A 17135-nucleotide genomic window follows, 5' to 3' on the forward strand; every position below is an offset into this window, starting at 1 on the left:
GGGCGTGCCGTTCGAGAACGGCACGCCCCTCAGCTCATGACCGTCAGAGGTCGAACTCGCTCGGCGCGATGCCGACCGCGAAACAGGCCTCGCGGACGACCGCGCGCTCGCTCTCGTCGAAGTCGCCGTCGGCGCCGCCGATGACGATGCCGATCTGGATGACCGCGCGGGCCTCGGTGGGCTTCTTGGCGACCTTCCCGATGGTCTGCAACACGCCGACCTTGCCGAAGTCGAAGTCGGCGGTCAGCTTCTGGCAGTAGTCGTTGAAGCGCGTCTGCAGATCGTCCGCGGGGAAGTTCTGCAGCACGTCGTTGGTCATGATCAGCGAGGCGACGCGCTGGCGCTCGGACGGGTCGATGGATCCGTCGGCCGCCGCGACCAGGGCGCACATCGCCATGCTGGCGTCACGGAAGGCGCCGCTCTTGAGATCGTTCTTCTTCGCGTTCAGCTGCGTCTGCATCGACGCGGCGGAATCCTTGATGCGGTCCCACAGGGCCACGTGGAGTCTCCTGGATAGTGAGGGTCGGGGGGTGATGGATGCCGGACGGGAGGTCCGGGGCACGGCCTACAGGTGGGGGACGACGGCCGGCATGAGGTCCTGGAACGTCCGTCCCTCGGCGGGGGTGCCGATGGCGGCCATCTGCCAGCCGCCGCCCGAGCGGTACACCTTGGCCATGATCTGCGCGGTGTGCTTGCCACCGCCGGTGAGTGTGTGACGCGCCAGCTCCTGGCCGTTGGTCTCGTCGACCAGCCGGCAGAAGGCGTTCTCGACCTCTTCGAAGGTCTGGCCGGTGAAGGAGTTGACGGTGAAGACGATCTGGTCGACATGGACGGGGACCCGCTGGAGGTCCACCACGATCGACTCGTCGTCACCGCCCTGTCCCGCGCCGCCGACGCGGTTGTCCCCGGTGTGCCGCACCGAACCGTCATTGCTGGTCAGATGCTGGAAGAAGACGACATCGACGGCCTCCTTGCCGGCGAAGAGCAGCGCCGAGGCGTCCAGGTCGATCTCGCGGGCGGTCATACGGGCGAAGAAGCCCTTGCGGGCCGCCTGCCAGCCCAGGCCCATGCGGACGACGGTGAGTTCACCTCCACCGGACTTGGTCAGGCTGATCTGCTGGCCCTTGGCAAGGTTGACGCTCATCGTTCGCTCCTGGGAAGGCGTGGGGGTCGGGCGCGCCGGTCGGTACGGCGGATACGGGTACGGAGGTCAGATGTTGACGCCGTAGTCGGAGGCGATACCGGCGAGGCCGGAGGCGTACCCCTGGCCGATGGCGCGGAACTTCCACTCGGCGCCGTTGCGGTACAGCTCGCCGAAGACCATCGCGGTCTCGGTCGAGGCGTCCTCGCTCAGGTCGTAGCGCGCCAGCTCGGCGCCGCCCGCCTGGTTGACCACCCGGATGTACGCGTTGCGGACCTGTCCGAAGGACTGGCCGCGGGACTCCGCGTCATGAATCGAGACCGGAAAGACAATCTTGGTGACATCGGCGGGCACACCGGCCAGATTGACCTTGACCGTCTCGTCGTCGCCCTCGCCCTCACCGGTGAGGTTGTCCCCGGTGTGCTCGACCGAACCGTCCGGGCTGGTCAGGTTGTTGTAGAAGACGAAGTGCCGGTCGGAGACGACCTTGCCGGAGCCGTCGACCAGCAGGGCGCTGGCGTCCAGATCGTGATCGGCGCCGGTGGTGGTCCGTACGTCCCAGCCGAGGCCGACCAGAACGGCGGTCAGACCGGGAGCCTCCTTGCTCAGCGAGACGTTGCCGCCCTTGGCGAGGCTCACACCCATATTGCTTCCCTTCCTCGGTCCCGGAACCGGGCACGCCGGACGTTCCGGCGCGACGCGGTGCCGTGTGGCACCATCGTAAATCTACAACACTGTAGAAGTTGGCCGCCGTAAAGGTGAGCCGCGAAGAGCTGGTCAGGATGGTCCGGCCCGAGGGTGGCCGGGGCGGCGGTGTGGGAGGAGGCCATTTCGTGGTCGGGAACATGGACGACCGGGACGGGGCGTCCCGTACGGGCAGACGCGGCCAGGGTCAGCTGGAGGCCCAGGTGCTGGCCGTGCTGGGCTCGGCAACCTCCCCGGTGGCGGCGACCTGGGTGCAGGAACGGCTCGACGGTGAGCTGGCGTACACCACGGTGATCACCATCCTCACGCGTCTCCTCGGCAAACAGGCCGTGACCCGCAGTCGTTCGGGGCGCTCCTTCCTGTGGACGCCGGTGGCGGACGAGGCGGGGCTCACGGCTCTGCGGATGCGGCGTCTGCTCGATGAGCGGGACGACCGCGACGCGGTGCTCTCCAGCTTCGTGTCGGCGCTGTCACCCGATGACGAGCAGGTGCTGCGCTCACTGCTCAGGGACACCGGCGGCCCCGAGACCCGATCCGAACCCGGCCCCGAAAGCTGATCCATGGGCGTCTTCGTCTTCCTGCCACTCGTCCTGCCGCTGACCGCGCTGCCGCTCGCGCGGCTGGCCGAACACCATCTGCATCCGCGCAGCGCCTCGGTGTTCCTGGCCTCCGTCGCCGTGGTGCTGGCGGCGTGCAGCACGTTCTGTCTCGGTCTGCTCGTGGTCGTCGGCACCGCGCAGCTGCCCGGCAATCCGCTCCCGGACAGCTGGTCCGATCCCGAGGTGCGGGCGGCCGTGCCGTACGACGAGGTCGCGGGCAAGGCGGCGATCGTGGCGCTGGCCCTGGTCGTCGTGGCGTGTGCGCTGACCTTACGGCGGCATGTCCGCTTCCGCCTCCGCGCACACCGGGCGCTGGCCGGGCTCGGAACCGGCGCCGGAGTCGGAGTCGGAATCGGCTCCGCCGAGGTGGCCGTCCTGGACGACGAGGAGCCCTACGCGTACGCGCTGCCCGGCTCCCCCGGCCGGATCGTCGTCTCCACGGGGATGCTGTCCTGTCTGGACGAGGCGGAGCGGCGGGCGCTGCTCGCCCACGAACGCGCCCATCTGGCCGGACGGCATCACCGGCTGCTGCTCGCCGTGCAGCTGGCCGGCTGCGCCAACCCGTTCCTGCGGCCCCTGCGGGCCGCGGTGATGTACGGCACGGAGCGCTGGGCGGACGAGGAGGCGGCGCGGGTCACCGGCGACCGCCGGATCACGGCGCGCGCGGTGGGCAAGGCCGCGCTGTTCTCCCGCCGGGTCACGACGCCGGGACTGGCGGCGTTCGCCGCGGCGGGCCCGGTGCCGCGCCGGGTCGCGGCGTTGCTCGGTCCCGTGCCGCCGCGCGGAAGCTGGCCGTCCGCGCTGACCCGCGCGGGAATGGCCGCCTGTGTGGCGGCCGCCGGGACCGCCGCGTCCACGCTGTCCGCCTTCAACGCGGCCCTCGCGCTCTTCGTCGCCCTCGAAGCGGCCACGCCGCTGTGAACGCCGCCGGAACACCCAGCTTCTTCTACAGACTTGTAGAGCCAGTAGAGTGCATCCGTCGCACGGGGCGATAACCGGCCTGTCCGGACGAACGGCGGCCCGTAACGGGGCACGGAGGATCAGCGTGGGCAGGGAATCCAGCGGGCGGCGGGGCCGCTCGGCGGGCGGGGGTCACCGCGGCGGCCGGAGGGCGCGCCGCAAGGCCAGGCTGACCCGGCGGGGCCGAATAGCCATCTGGTCGGGCGGGACACTGGCCGTGCTGCTCATCGGTGTGTCCGGCGCGGCGGCCTGGGTGTACCAGGACCTCAACGGCAATATCCACTCCGCCGACGTGGACAACAAGATCGGCGGCGACCGGCCGGTCAATCTGAGCCCGGGGTCCAAGAACATCCTCGTGGTGGGGTCCGACTCACGGGACGGCGACAACGCGAAGTACGGCAAGGGCCTGACCACGATGCAGTCGGACACGCTGATGGTCCTGCATGTGTCCGCCGACCGTAAGTGGGCCACGGTCGTCTCGCTCCCCCGCGACTCATGGGTGGACATACCGTCCTGCGACAAGGGGGACGGCAGCAAGTCGACGCCGCACAAGTTCAAGATCAATGAGTCGTTCGCCATAGGCGGTACGACCGGCGAGGTCGAGGGCGCCGCCGCCTGCACCATCCGGACGGTGGAGCAGAACACCGGCCTGCGCATGGACCACTTCATGTCGGTCGATTTCCAGGGCTTCAAGGGCATGGTGAACGCGCTGGACGGCATCGAGGTCTGCCCCGAGAGCGCGATCAACGACAAGAAGGCGCATATCAACCTTGACGCCGGGTGCCAGACGGTCAGGGACGAGGAGGCCCTCGGGTACGTACGGACGCGCTACAGCGTCGGCGACGGCTCCGATCTGGGGCGTATCGGCCGGCAGCAGGAGTTCATGGAGGCCCTGGCCGCCAAGGCTCAGGAGAAGCTGACCAGCCCGAACGCGCTCTACGGGTTCCTCGACTCGGCGACGAAGTCACTGACCACGGACAAGGCGCTGGCGGGGATCAAGCCCCTCACCGGCCTCGCGTCCGAGGTCAAGGGAATCCCCACCGACCGGCTGACGTTCCTCACGGTGCCGAACTACCCGCGGGAGGCCGATGTGCCGACCGACAAGGCGAATGTCGTCTGGCAGTATCCGCAGGCGTCGCAGTTGTTCGCCGCCCTGGCGAAGGACACCGAGGTCGACAAGAAGAAGCTGGAAGCCGACGCGAAGAGCCCGGTCTACGCGAGTACGGTCCGGGTCCAGGTCCTCAACGGCTCCGGCACGACCGGCCGGGCCGCGGAGGTCGCGGAGACGCTGCGGTCGGCGGGATTCACCGTCGTCGGTATCGGCGACGCACCCGAGGACACGACGAAGACCACGGTCGGCTATCCGCAGGACCAGGCGGAACCGGCCGAGGTGCTGGCCTCACGACTGCCCGGCAGCGTCGCCGAGCAGGACGCGGAGGCCGCCCCGGGAGTGGTGACACTGACCGTGGGCAAGGACTTCACAGCGGTCCGATGAACTGAGCGATGTCATAAATCGGACAGGACATTGCGCTGCTTTGCGATTCCTTTACTATTGATGGACGGGGTGCCCACCCCGTCCCTACCATCTGACCTGAGAAGGAGCTGCGGTCCCGCAATGGGTGAGCCTCCCAGTACGAGCCGTGCCGTCCCCGTCCCGTCGAGCGATGGACCGGAGGTGGCACGGTGACCGAAGTGCTTCTGTTGCTCCTCGCCCTCGCGCTCACCCTCGCCTGTGCGGTGTTCGTGGCGGCCGAGTTCTCCCTGACCACCATCGAGCGCGGCGAGCTGGAACGCGCCGCCGCCGCTGGTGAGCGTGGCGCCGCGAGCGCGCTGGCGGCGGCCAAGCGGCTGACGTTCCAGCTCTCCGGCGCCCAGCTGGGCATCACGGTGACCTCGCTGGTCATCGGCATGCTCGCCGAGCCGTCCCTGGCCGTGCTGCTGCGCGGCCCGCTGGAGGCGACCGGCCTGCCCGCGGGCGCGGTGCCCACCATCGCCACACTGCTGGGCGTGGCCATGTCCACCGTCGTGCTGATGGTCATCGGCGAGCTGGTGCCGAAGAACTGGGCGATCTCCAGCCCGCTCGCGGTCGCCAAGGTCGTGGCGGGGCCGCAGCGTGGCTTCACCGCCGCCTTCGCCCCGCTGATCAGGCATCTCAACAACACCGCGAACCGGCTGGTACGCCGTTTCGGGCTGGAGCCCGCCGAAGAGCTGGCCTCCGCCCGTACCCCCGAGGAACTGGTCGCCCTGGCGCGGCACTCCGCGCGGCAGGGCGCCATAGAGGCGGACTCCGCCGAGCTGTTCGTACGGACCCTGCATCTGGCCGACCTGACCGCGGAGAACGTGATGACACCGCGCGTGGACGTGCGGGCCCTGGAGGCCCACGCCACCGCCACCGACGCGGCGAACCTGACGCTGGCCACCGGCCTGTCCCGGTTCCCGGTCTTCCGCGACAGTCTCGACGAGGTGATCGGCACCATCCATATCCGCGATGTCCTCGCCCTGGACGAGAGCAAGCGCGACGCCACCCTCGTGACCGAGCTGGCCACCAGCCCGCTGCTCGTCCCGGACTCCCTGCCGGTGGACCGGCTGCTGCGGCGCCTGCGCGAGTCGCGGACGATGGCCGTGGTCATAGACGAGTACGGCGGCACCGCGGGCGTCGCCACCGTCGAGGACATCGTCGAGGAGGTCGTCGGCGAGGTACGTGACGAGCACGACCCGGACGAGACCCCCGACCTGGCCCCCGGCCGGCCGGCCGCCGACGGCCGCCGCGTATGGGAGGCGGACGGCAGTGTCCGTCTCGACCAGCTCGCGGAGATCGGCTTCGGCGCGCCCGAGGGCCCGTACGAGACGCTCGCCGGGCTCCTCGCGACCCGGCTGGAGCGGCTGCCCGTGCTGACCGACACGCTGGAGATCGAGGGCTGGCAGTTCGCGGTCCTGCGGGTCGAACACCACCGGGCCGACCGGGTCAGGATCACCGAGCCCGCCGCGGCCGGCCGGCTCGTGGAGGAGAACCGATGACCGCCCTGCAGCTCGCCATCGGCGTGCTCACCCTGTTCACCAACGCGTTCTTCGTCGGCGCCGAGTTCGCCCTGATCTCCGTACGGCGCAGCCAGATCGAGCCCCAGGCGATCAAGGGCAGCCGTCGGGCCAAGAGCACCCTGTGGGGCCTGGAGCATCTGTCCGCGGCCATGGCCACGGCTCAGATGGGTATCACCATCTCCTCGCTGGTGCTCGGCGCCGTCGCCGAACCGGCGATCGCCCATCTGCTGGAGCCGCCGTTCGAGGCGATCGGTGTGCCCGAGGCGCTGATCCACCCGATCGCGTTCGTGATCGCGCTGACGTTGGCGACGTATCTGCACATGCTGATCGGCGAGATGGTGCCGAAGAACATCGCGCTGGCCGCGCCGGCCCCGACCGCGCTCGCGCTGGGGCCCGCGCTGGTCTGGCTGACCCGGGCGCTGCGCCCGGTGATCTTCGGGATCAACGCCTTCGCCAACGCCATCCTGCGGCTGCTGAAGGTCGAGCCCAAGGACGAGGTCTCGTCGGTCTTCACCGACGACGAACTCGCCCGGCTGGTCAAGGACTCCAGCGAGGCGGGGCTGCTCGACCCCGCGGACGGCGAGCGGCTGCGTGACGCGCTGGAGCTGGGCACGCGTCCGGTGGGTGAGGTGATGGTCCCGCTCAACCGGACGATCACCGTCGACCACCAGGTCACTCCGCAGCAGTTGGAGCGCGCCGCGTCGTCCTCCGGCTTCTCGCGGCTGCCGGTGACCGGGCCGGACAACACGATCCTCGGCTATCTCCACATCAAGGACGCCCTCGGTGCCGCCGACCGGACCCGGCCCTTCCCGCGCAGTGCGCTGCACACGGTGATCAGGGTCGAGATCGACACCCCGCTCGACGACACCATGACGGCCATGCGCGCCGCCGGTACGCACCTCGCCGCGGTCAGCGGTGACAAGGGGACCGTCATCGGCTTCGTGACCATGGAAGACGTCCTGGAGGAACTGGTCGGCCCCGCGGCCGGCTCACCGACCGCCGCGTAGGCCACGCGGTGGAAGAGCGGCCGGTGCCCCGCCCCGGGCACCGGCCGCTTCTCTTGCCCGGTCCGTTCCGGTGCGGTCCGCTCCTGCTGCCGGCTCCGGGCCGGGGTCCGGGTCCGTATCAGCTTCTGTATCCGTGTCTGTGTCACCTTCCGTCGTGGGGAATGGGTTCATCTGATGTCCGACAGGACGAGCCGGTTACAGCCGGCTCTCGCCGATCGCAGCCGGCGCGTCGTGGAGTCCGCCGGTTTCGACACCGCGGTGTTCTGCCTCATCATCGGCAACGCCGTCCTGCTCGGCATCGAGACCTACACCGGCGCGGTCGACCAGTGGCACACGGAACTGAAGGTCGCCGAGCATCTCTTCCTCGCCGCCTTCTCCGCGGAGATCCTGCTGCGCGCCGCCACCTACGCGGAGCGCCCCAAGGACTTCTTCCGCGATCCCTGGAACATCTTCGATCTGGCGGTCGTCGGGCTCGCACTCACACCCCTCGCCCGCGAGAACGCCACCGTCCTGCGACTGCTCCGGCTCGCGCGCGTGCTGCGCGCCGCGCGCTTCCTGCCCCAACTGCGCATCGTCATCGTCGCCGTCGGCAAGAGTCTGCCGGGCACACTGAGCTTCGTGCTGGTCGGTGCGCTGCTGCTGTACGTGTACGCCATGCTCGGCTGGGTCTTCTTCGCCGCGGCCGACCCGGAACACTACGGCTCGCTGGGCCGCGCGGCCCTCACACTCTTTCTGCTGATCACGCTCGACGGCCTCGGTGACGCGGTGCGGGGCGGCCTGGAGATCTCCCGTTGGACGATCGTCTACTTCGCCTCGTTCGTGCTGCTCGGGTCCTTCCTGCTCGTCAACCTGCTGATCGGGGTCGTCATCAACTCCCTTGAGGAGGCACGCGAACTGGAGGACGAGCGGAGCCGCGAGAGCCCTGCCGTACCGGTGGCACCGGCCCTGGACGAGTCGCGGGCTGTGCTGCTCGCCCGGATAGCCGCCGCGCGCCGTGCGCTGGATGATGTCGAGGCCGGACTCGCGGTGGCGAACGGCGAGAGCGACGGGCACCACCGCACGGCGGCGGCTGCCGGTCAGGGTTTGCGCGCCACCCCGACGTAGCAGGCGGCTTCCTTGTCGGTGACGTTCCCGCTCTGCTCGGCGGGGTCGGGGCGCCACTCGTGCGAGGGCGTGATCCCCGGTTCGAGGAGCTGCCAGCCGGCGAAGAACCGGGCGATCTCCTCGCGGGTGCGCGCCTGTCCCGGCGTGCCCGCCGCGCGGTAGGCGGTGGTGAGCCGCGCGATGCCCTCGGGGTCGAACTCGGTGGTGACATGCGCGATGGCGAGCGTGGAGCCGGACGGCAGCGCGGACTTGAGCCGTTCGACGATGTCGTGGGCGTCGTGCTCGTCGGTGACGAAGTGCAGCAGCGCGTTGAGGCTGAGCGCTATGGGGCGGGTGAAGTCGAGCGTCGAGCGTATCTCCTCGGCGGCCAACAGGGCCTCGGGGTCGGTGACATCGGCCTCCGCGTACGCGGTGCGTCCGGCGGGGTGGCTGTGCAACAGCGCGCGGGCGTGGGCCAGCACGATCGGATCGTTGTCCGTATAGACGACGTGTGCCTCCGGCACCTCCCGCTGGGCGACCTCGTGGACATTCGGAGAGGTGGGGATTCCCGTGCCGATGTCGAGGAACTGCCGCATACCCCGCCGCGCGAGGAAGCGGACGGAGCGGTGCATGAAGCGCCTGTTGATGCGGGCCGTGGAGAGAATGGAGGGGAAGGCGGAGATGGCCCTCGCGGCGGCCTCGCGGTCCGCGGGGAAGTTGGTCGTCCCGCCCAGGTAGTAGTCGTACATCCGGGCTGAATGCGCCCGGTCCAGTTCAAGATCCACCGCACCGTTGTCGCTCATCGCGCGACCCCCCGTTCTCATCGCCGGACAACACCGCATAACAGTCGGTGACTTCCCGCCACCGCATGCGGACAACCGTACGAGATGACCCAACTCTCCTCGCGGGCAGGCCAGATGAGAGAGGACCGGCGCACAGGGCAACGAAACATTCGGGAAACGTCACCCGTTCTACCGCCCAGTAATCATATGATGGCGGTCCGCGAGAAACCCCCGGGTGTGTCCCGCACATTGAGGGCGCTCATCCGGTTGGCTGACTGGTGGAGAGAGGCACACCTCTCGCACCGACGCCCTCCGCCGTGGAGCGGCGCGGTGTCCAGGGAACGGGGCATGCGTGCAGGTCGATCCGGAACGTCCGGTGGTCCGCGTCACCCACGGCGCGCAGTGCGTGGAGGACCGCCGCGATCCGGTCCCCCCGGACGGGACGGTCCACCGGCTGGCGCTCACCTTTGACGCGTTCGACGCGCGCCACCACACGGTGTGGCTGCGCTACGCCCATACACAGGTGGGCAGTCGGGACGCGGCCGAGACGGTGGTCGACGCCACCTGCGCCCGGCTGCTGGAGCACTGGCCGCATGTGCTGGCACAGGAATCCGTGGCCCGGTACGCGTGGGCGCTCCTCAAGGAGGAGGTGGCGTGGTGGCTGGACGACCACAACAGGGAACCGGCCCTGGTCGACACCGCCGCCTTCCACGCCGCGGTCCGCAAGCTGCTCCACCACGAGAAGCGCGATCAGTTCGACGTGCTGCAACGGGAGATCCGGCTGTACCGGGCCATCGCCCGGCTTCCCGAGCGGCAGTACGACGTGGTTGTGCTGCGCCATGTCCTCCAGGTCCCGGACGAAGAGGTCGCCGAGTACATGGGCATCGAGGTCGCCACCGTACGGTCCCATGTACGGCATGCCCGCAGGCGACTGGCCAAGGACCTCGACGCAGGTGAGACCGAGGCGGAGGAGTAGACCGTGCGCCACACCGACGAACCCGATCCCGGACGGATCGACGCGCTGCTCGACGACGCGGAGGTCCTCACCGCCACCTATGACGACTACGACACCGCCGCGGCGCGGAGCCGGGCCGGGGCTCGGCGGACGGTACGGGGAGCGGCGTGCCGCCAGGATCCGGGCGCGGCGCCGCGCCGTTATCCCTCGGCCCATGAGCAGGCGGCGCACGACCTCAGCCTCGCCGTGGCCCTCGTCCTGAACGCGCCCGAGGCTGCGGCCAGTCTGTCCCGGCTGGTGGACCATGACCGTATCGACCCCGAGGGCGCCGTCGTCTTCGCCGCGCTCCTGCATCTGACCGGGCACCGTGACGCGGCCCAGTTCTGGTGGCAGTTCGCCGCCGGCGGTGGCAATCGCACCGCCGCCTTCTGTCTCTTCCTCGCCCATCAGCAGCGGGCCGAGTTCAAGGACGCGGCGTACTGGCGCCATCAGTCCCGTCATCTGCCCGGGTCGGGCAGGCCCGCGGCGGCGCCCGCGCTCTCCTCGCTGCTGCCCGAGACCGTCAGGCACGATCTGCTCAGCCAGTGTCATCACGGACGCCACCCCACGCTGCCGGCCGCGCTGGAGGCCGTCATCAACCGGCTCCGCGTCGACAGCGCCGACGAGGACTTCGGTGAGGTCCCCCAGCCGGGCCCCTCGCTGACCGCCGACCTCACCCGGGGCACCGGCGGCGCTCCCGCCGGATAGCGCGCGGGCCCGGGGAGAGCCCGGTCACCTCTTATGCCGGTCCCGGATGGCACAGAAGTCCGACAGGGGCATTTGATGTATCCAAGCGTGCGCCCCTCGTCGGCTCGGTCCTGATGCGCCGCCGGCGGACGGCCGGTACGGGCGACGACAGCTGATTCCCACCCCGGCTCGGGGGACAGGACCCACAGGGCGCGCAGGACGGACGGGGCTGGTATGACGGATCGCGCTCATGGAAGCCGGCGCCTGGGCTATCCCGTGGCCGCCGGGGTGTTCGCAGTCGGTATGGCCGGTACGACCCTGCCCACCCCGCTGTACGGGCTCTACCGCGCACAACTCGGCTTCTCCGAACTGATCGTGACGGTCGTGTTCGCCGTCTACGCGCTCGGGGTGATCGCCGTACTGCTGCTGGCGGGCGATCTCTCGGACCAGGTGGGCCGGCGGCCGGTGCTGCTGGCCGCGCTGGGGCTGTCCGCCGCGAGCGCCCTCTGCTTCCTCTTCGAGGGCGGGCTTCCGCTGCTGTTCGCGGGCCGATTACTGTCCGGCTTCGCCGCCGGGCTGCTCAGCGGCGCGGCCACCGTCACCGTGCTGGAGCTGGCGCCGCCCGGCCACGAGGCACGGGCGGGGCTCGCCGCCACCGCGGCGAACATGGGCGGCCTGGGCTGTGGCCCGCTGCTGGCCGGGCTGCTCGCGCAGTACGCGCCGTGGCCGCTGCGGCTGCCTTTCCTCGTCCATCTCGCGCTGGTGGCCGTCGCCTCCGTACTGACCTGGTTCCTGCCGGAGACCGTCGCGCACCCGACGCGGCGGCCCCGGCTGAAACCGCAGGGGCTGGTGGTGCCGCCCGAGGTGCGTGGGGTGTTCGCGCCGTCCGCGCTCGCCGCGTTCGCGGGCTTCGCCCTGCTGGGACTGTTCACCGCGGTGGCGCCGTCCTTTGTGGCCCAGACCCTGAACGTGCACAATCTGGCCGTCTCGGGAGCGGTCGTCTTCTCCCTCTTCCTCGCCTCCACGATCGGCCAGTCGCTGATGGGGCGTCTGGGGGTACGCCGGGCGCTGCCGAGCGGCTGTCTGGTGCTGGTGGCCGGTCTGGTGCTGGTCGGCACGTCGCTCGCGGTGGAGTCGCTGGCGCTGCTCGTCGTGGGCGCGGTCCTGGGCGGTCTGGGCCAGGGGCTTTCCTTCCGCGCGGCGATGACCGCCGTCAGCGGCGCGGCGCCGCCCGAGCACCGGGGCGGCACGGTCTCCGCGCTGTTCGTCGTGGCCTATACGGGTATCTCGCTGCCCGTCGTCGGCGTCGGCGCGCTGACGCTCGGGCTGGGGCTGAAGGGCGCCGGGCTGACGTTCACGGCCTGTGTGATGGTGCTGGTGGCGTGCGTGGCGGTGTATCTGCTGCGCCGGCCCTCGGTGGAGAGCTGACGGGGGGCCACGGGAGCCGACGCGGGTCGGTGGAGCGGGCGTGTCAGGGGCGTCCCGCCGGTGGCACCGCCTCGCCCCTCGGCACGGGACCTGGCGGTGTCCCGTCCCCGAACGGCCGTCCGCCCAGTTCCTCCCGGTGGTGCGCGGTCAGCCAGCCGGACAGATCGGGGCCGAGGGGCACGATGCCGGTCGGGTTGATACCGGTGTGCACCTGGTAGTAGTGGCGCTTGATGTGGTCGAAGTCCACCGTGTCACCGAACCCGGGGGTCTGGTACAGGTCCCTGGCATAGGCCCACAGCACCGGGTCCTCGGTGAGCTTGGACCGATTGCACTTGAAGTGTCCGTGGTAGACGGCGTCGAAGCGCACCAGCGTGGTGAACAGCCGGATGTCCGCCTCGGTGAGCGTGTCGCCCACCAGATAGCGGCGGTCCGCCAGCCGCCCTGACACCTCGTCGAGACGGCGGAACAGCGCGCGGTAGGCGTCCTCGTAGGCGCTCTGCCCGTCCGCGAACCCGGCGCGGTACACACCGTTGTTGATATCGCGGTAGATCCCCTCCATGACCTCGTCGATCTCCTCGCGCAACGGCTCGGGACAGAGATCGGGCGCGCCGGGCCGGTGCAGCGCCGTCCATTCGGTGGCGAAGTCGAGTGTGATCCGCTGGAAGTCGTTGGTCACCAGTCTCCCGCTCGGTACGTCGACGATCGCGGGCACGCTGACCCCGCCGGGGTATCCCGTCTCCCGCGCGTCGTACGCCTCGCTCAGGAAGCGGATGCCGAGGACGGGATCCCGGCCGTCCGGGTCCAGGGTGAAGCGCCAGCTGCGATCGTCCTGGATCGGGTCGGCGACCGCCAGCGAGATCGCGTCCTCCAGACCGAGGAGCCGCCGGGAGACCAGGGCCCGGCTCGCCCAGGGGCAGGCCCGGCTGACCACGAGCCGGTAGCGGCCGGCCTCGACGGGCCAGCCGTCCCTGCCGTCGGCCGTGATCCGGTCGGCGAAATGGCTCCTCGAACGTTTGAAGGGCTTCTTTCCGTACTCCGCGTTGCTCTCCGTGCGCGTGCCGCTCATCGCTGGTCTCCTTCCGGCGGTGCGGACGTTCGGTGGGTGAAGGGCCCCTTCGGTCCCGTACCCCGCTTTCTGTCCCGGTGCGCGGTGAGCACGTCGGCGACGGCGACCAGCAGGGCCGCGATCACGAACGCCACCGAGACGATCAGCCCGTGGTCGAACGCCGTGGCCCAGCCCTCCGGCCCCACCTCGGCGAAGAAGACCGATCCCACGGCGGCGATACCGATCGCGGATCCCACCCGCTGGCCGGTCTGGAGCGTGCCGCCCGCGCTGCCCGCCATGGGCACCGGTACCTCCGCGAGGGTCAGGGTCTGGTTCGGTGTGATGACGAGGCCGCTGCCGAGGCCGGCCACCAGCAGCGGAGCCGCCATCGCCCAGCCCGCGCCCCGCCCCGGCACCAGATGCACGGCGAGCGTGGTGGCCGCCAGTCCGACGGTGACCATGGTGAGTCCGACCACGACCAAGGGTCTGCCGAACCGGTTGACCAGCCGTCCGCCGATGCCCGCCGCCGCGGCGGAGCCCACCGCGAAGGGGGTGATGGCCAGTCCGGCTTCCAGGGCGCTGTAGTGCAGTCCGCTCTGGAGATAGAGAGTGGTGATGAAGAAGATCGTGGTGAACCCGGCGAAGTACAGCAGAATCAGCAGACACCCGAGCCAGTAGGAGCGGACGCGGAAGAGCCCCAGGTCCAGCACCGGCTGGGTGCCACCGGGCCGGCACCGGGACTCCCATTTCACAAAGCCGGCCAGCAGCACGGCGGCGACGATCAGCAGCAGCCACTTCTCCCCGCCGTGCCACTGCTGCGACTGGACGAAGGGCAGCAGCAGCGCCAGGACGCCCGTGCCGAGCAGCAGTACCCCGACGGGGTCGAGATCGCGTATCCGCGCCGGGCCCGCGCAGGGGGTGTCCGGCAGCAGTCGCCGCGCCAGCAGCAGACAGACGACGCCCAGCGGCAGATTGACGTAGAAGACCCAGCGCCAGCCCTCCCGCGCGCCCGCCAGCTGGATGATAAGACCGCCGAGCAGCGGGCCCACGGCCGTCGAGAGGCCGACCACCACCCCGAACATGCCGAAGGCCCGGCCCCGCTCACGGCCGGCGAACATCTGCTGGATCAGCGCGGAGATCTGCGGGGTGACCATGCCTCCGGCGAAGCCCTGTACGAGCCGGGCGATCACCAGCCAGAGGCTGGACTGGGCCGCTCCGCAGGCGGCGGAGGCCAGGGTGAAGAGGGCGAGCCCGATCATGAAGACCGGCCGCCGCCCGTGGGCGTCGCCCAGTCGCCCGGCGGGGATCAGGAAGAGGCCGAAGGCGAGCGAGTAACCGGACAGCACCCACTGGAGGTCGGAGACCGGGGTGCGCAGCCCCTCGCGGATCGACGGAAGGGCCACATTGACGATGGAGACGTCCAGGAGCGTCATGAAGCCCGCCACCAGACATACGGCCAGCGCCTTCCAGCGGCGCGGGTCCGGCGCCGCGGCGGCGTCCCGTCCGCTCCCCAGCCCTGTATCTCCGGCCATGAATCGCACCCTAGTTCGCGCGCTGCGATCCCTCATCCGGAGCGCGCCGACCGGTGGACCCGGTGGACCCGAAGGGGTACGGTCCCGCGCGCTCGGAGCGCGCGGGACCGTACCCCGGAGATCAGCCGTGGTGCCGGACCATCGGGGTCACTTGACGTTGATGGCGGTCCAGGCGGCGCCGACCGCCTTGTACTCGGCGCTGGTCGTGCCGTACAGGGCGCCCGCCGCGCTCAGCGTCGCGGTGCGCGCCTTCGCGTAGTTGGTGGAGGACGTCATATACGTGGTGAGCGCCTTGTACCAGATCTGCGTGGCCTTGTCGCGGCCGATGCCGGTGACCGTGGAGCCGTCGTAGGTGGGGCTGTTGTAGCTCACACCGTTGATCGTCTTCGCGCCGCTGCCCTCGGACAGCAGGTAGTAGAAGTGGTTGGCCGGGCCCGAGGAGTAGTGGACGTCGATGTTGCCCAGGGTGGACGACCAGTAGTCCTTCGACGCGCCGTCCTTGCTCGGCTTGTCCTGGTAGCGCAGCGGCGTGCCGTCACCGTTGATGTTGATCTTCTCGCCGATGAGGTAGTCGCCCGGGTCGCTCGCGGTGTTGGAGTAGAACTCGACCGCGGTGGCGAAGATGTCGGAGGTCGCCTCGTTGAGTCCGCCGGACTCACCGCTGTAGGTGAGGTTGGCGGTGGCGGCGGTGACGCCGTGGCTCATCTCGTGCGCGGCCACATCGAGCGAGGTGAGCGGGTTGGCGTTGCCGGAGCCGTCGCCGTAGGTCATGCAGAAGCAGCTGTCGCTCCAGAACGCGTTCACATAGTTGTTGCCGTAGTGGACGCGGGAGTAGGAGGCGACCCCGTTGTTCTTGATGCCGTTGCGGCCCAGCACGTTCTTGAAGAAGTCCCAGGTCTCGGCCGCGCCGTAGTGCGCGTCGACGGCGGCGCTCTGCCTGCCGCCGCCCCAGATGTCGTCGGCGTCGGTGAAGAGCGTGCCGGTGCCCGAGGTGCCCTGGTTCAGGTCGTACGTCTTGTGGCCGCCGCGACCGCCGTCGGTGAGGTTGTACGTGGTGCCGCTCTTGGTGGTGCCGAGCGTCACCGAGCCGTTGTACTTGCCCGTGCCGGTGCCCGCCTCGATGGCCTCGTCGGTGAAGAGCCGCTCGCCGGTGGCCGCGTCGGTGACGACGTGCAGCTCGCTCGGGGTGCCGTCGGGCTGGACGCCCTTGACGACGGTCTCCCAGGCCAGCACGGGCTTGCCGGTGGCGGCCCAGATCACCTTGCGGGGCGCGGTGTCCGCCGCCGCCTCGGCGGTCTTCTCCGCCGAAGCGGCCTTCAGCGCGCTCGACTTGGCGGTGGCCGCGGGGAGTTCGGCGGCGGTGGAGGGCACGGCTATTCGGGCCGTGGTCGCCTTGGTCACGCTGCGCGCGCCGGCCGGGGCCTCGTGGACGACGAGGTCGCCGCCGAGGACGGGCAGGCCCGCGTAGGTCCGCTCGTAACGGGTGTGGACGGTGCCGTCGGCGTCCTTGATGACGTCCCTGACGACCAGCTTCTCCTGGGCGCCGAGGCCGAGGGCACCGGCCTCGCTCGCGGCGTCCGCCTGCGCGGACTTGATGGCGTCGACGCGCTGGGCCGGGCTCAGCTCCAGGGCCGTGGCGCCGCTCTCCCGAGTGGGGTCGGGCTGGGCGGCGGCCGGTCCCGACTGGACGCCGACGACCACCATGGCGGCGGAGGCGACCAGGGCCGCGACACGGACGACGTTCTTGCGGGGGGTGTGGGAGCGGGGGGTGGAAGCTACGAGTCTCACTCAGTCTCCAAGAGTGCCGGGCCGTCGGGAACGGCCCTGTGTGGGGAAGCGACGGCCGTGGGTGGACCGCCGCCCGGTGGTGCTGAGCTGTGCTGAGCTGTGCTGAGCTGTGCGAATGCCACGAACTGGCTCACCGCGTGATCCACGCGCCCTGAGCCGTCCAGAGAGTGACATCGATCGGACTCGCAGGAACAGATCAGATACCAGGATTTGACCTGGTGTTGTCAATTGAGTGCGGCATACAGACATCAATCGGTCGCATTGGCAGGGGTCTTGACAGCGGGAGGGCCCCGCGCCCATGACGCGCGGGGCCCAGCATGAACGATCGGTCAACCACCCCGGAAG

At 70.2% G+C, this 17135-nt stretch carries 16 protein-coding genes; 9 read left to right on the forward strand and 7 right to left on the reverse strand.

The features are described from left to right. Nucleotides 1–43 precede the first annotated feature (43 nt). The 3 genes from M1203_RS14120 to M1203_RS14130 all read right to left on the reverse strand — a co-directional run bounded on the left by M1203_RS14120 (nt 44) and on the right by M1203_RS14130 (nt 1786). Nucleotides 44–499, reverse strand: a complete 456-nt coding sequence (locus tag M1203_RS14120; RefSeq protein WP_030352289.1) for a tellurite resistance TerB family protein — start codon at nt 497–499, stop codon at nt 44–46. A gap of 66 nt (nt 500–565) precedes the next feature. Further along, nucleotides 566–1144, reverse strand: coding sequence for a TerD family protein (locus M1203_RS14125; protein WP_249949983.1), 579 nt, complete (start codon nt 1142–1144; stop codon nt 566–568). Between the two features lie 66 nt (nt 1145–1210). Then, a complete protein-coding gene (locus M1203_RS14130) occupies nt 1211–1786 on the reverse strand; it encodes a TerD family protein (RefSeq protein WP_249949984.1) in 576 nt (191 codons plus the stop codon). Nucleotides 1787–1986: 200 nt separating this feature from the next. Here M1203_RS14130 and M1203_RS14135 point away from each other — a divergent pair, with 200 nt between their 5' ends. The 6 genes from M1203_RS14135 to M1203_RS14160 all read left to right on the forward strand — a co-directional run bounded on the left by M1203_RS14135 (nt 1987) and on the right by M1203_RS14160 (nt 8555). Beyond that, the gene (locus M1203_RS14135) at nt 1987–2403 is read left to right on the forward strand and encodes a BlaI/MecI/CopY family transcriptional regulator (protein WP_249950051.1); all 417 of its coding nucleotides are present in this window, start codon (nt 1987–1989) and stop codon (nt 2401–2403) included. Between the two features lie 3 nt (nt 2404–2406). Continuing rightward, entirely contained in the window at nt 2407–3366 is a 960-nt protein-coding gene (locus tag M1203_RS14140; RefSeq protein WP_249949985.1) for a M56 family metallopeptidase, read from the forward strand. Nucleotides 3367–3574: 208 nt separating this feature from the next. Continuing rightward, nucleotides 3575–4900: an LCP family protein gene (locus tag M1203_RS14145; RefSeq protein WP_249950052.1), complete on the forward strand. Its 1326-nt coding sequence runs from the start codon at nt 3575–3577 to the stop codon at nt 4898–4900. A gap of 188 nt (nt 4901–5088) precedes the next feature. After that, complete coding sequence (locus M1203_RS14150) at nt 5089–6423, forward strand: hemolysin family protein (protein ID WP_249949986.1); 1335 nt, start codon at nt 5089–5091, stop codon at nt 6421–6423. Then, complete coding sequence (locus M1203_RS14155; RefSeq protein ID WP_249949987.1) at nt 6420–7451, forward strand: hemolysin family protein; 1032 nt, start codon at nt 6420–6422, stop codon at nt 7449–7451. The genes M1203_RS14150 and M1203_RS14155 overlap by 4 nt, the downstream gene beginning before the upstream one ends. A gap of 174 nt (nt 7452–7625) precedes the next feature. Continuing rightward, nucleotides 7626–8555, forward strand: coding sequence for an ion transporter (locus M1203_RS14160; protein WP_249949988.1), 930 nt, complete (start codon nt 7626–7628; stop codon nt 8553–8555). Here M1203_RS14160 and M1203_RS14165 read toward each other — a convergent pair. Then, nucleotides 8528–9337 (reverse strand): SAM-dependent methyltransferase, encoded by an 810-nt coding sequence (locus M1203_RS14165; RefSeq protein WP_249949989.1) that lies wholly within the window; start codon nt 9335–9337, stop codon nt 8528–8530. The two genes, M1203_RS14160 and M1203_RS14165, sit on opposite strands and share 28 nt — an antisense overlap. A gap of 331 nt (nt 9338–9668) precedes the next feature. On the opposite strand from M1203_RS14165, the gene M1203_RS14170 reads away from it, so the two are divergent. From M1203_RS14170 to M1203_RS14180, 3 genes are all read left to right on the forward strand, one after another. Then, complete coding sequence (locus M1203_RS14170) at nt 9669–10292, forward strand: sigma-70 family RNA polymerase sigma factor (RefSeq protein WP_249949990.1); 624 nt, start codon at nt 9669–9671, stop codon at nt 10290–10292. A gap of 3 nt (nt 10293–10295) precedes the next feature. Further along, nucleotides 10296–11018, forward strand: a complete 723-nt coding sequence (locus M1203_RS14175; RefSeq protein ID WP_249949991.1) for a hypothetical protein — start codon at nt 10296–10298, stop codon at nt 11016–11018. 213 nt (nt 11019–11231) lie between these two features. Next, the gene (locus tag M1203_RS14180) at nt 11232–12425 is read left to right on the forward strand and encodes an MFS transporter (protein ID WP_249949992.1); all 1194 of its coding nucleotides are present in this window, start codon (nt 11232–11234) and stop codon (nt 12423–12425) included. A 43-nt stretch (nt 12426–12468) separates the two neighbouring features. Here M1203_RS14180 and M1203_RS14185 read toward each other — a convergent pair whose 3' ends face one another. From M1203_RS14185 to M1203_RS14195, 3 genes are all read right to left on the reverse strand, one after another. Beyond that, nucleotides 12469–13491: a glutathione S-transferase family protein gene (locus M1203_RS14185; RefSeq protein WP_249949993.1), complete on the reverse strand. Its 1023-nt coding sequence runs from the start codon at nt 13489–13491 to the stop codon at nt 12469–12471. Further along, nucleotides 13488–15002 carry an MFS transporter gene (locus M1203_RS14190; RefSeq protein WP_249949994.1) on the reverse strand — a complete coding sequence of 505 codons (1515 nt, stop codon included), beginning with the start codon at nt 15000–15002 and terminating at the stop codon, nt 13488–13490. Before M1203_RS14190 ends, M1203_RS14185 begins: the two co-directional genes overlap by 4 nt. Nucleotides 15003–15149: 147 nt before the next feature. After that, nucleotides 15150–16706 (reverse strand): M4 family metallopeptidase, encoded by a 1557-nt coding sequence (locus M1203_RS14195; protein WP_249950053.1) that lies wholly within the window; start codon nt 16704–16706, stop codon nt 15150–15152. Nucleotides 16707–17135 lie beyond the last annotated feature (429 nt).

Source organism: Streptomyces sp. 35G-GA-8 (genome assembly GCF_023534745.1).
Classification (GTDB): domain Bacteria; phylum Actinomycetota; class Actinomycetes; order Streptomycetales; family Streptomycetaceae; genus Streptomyces.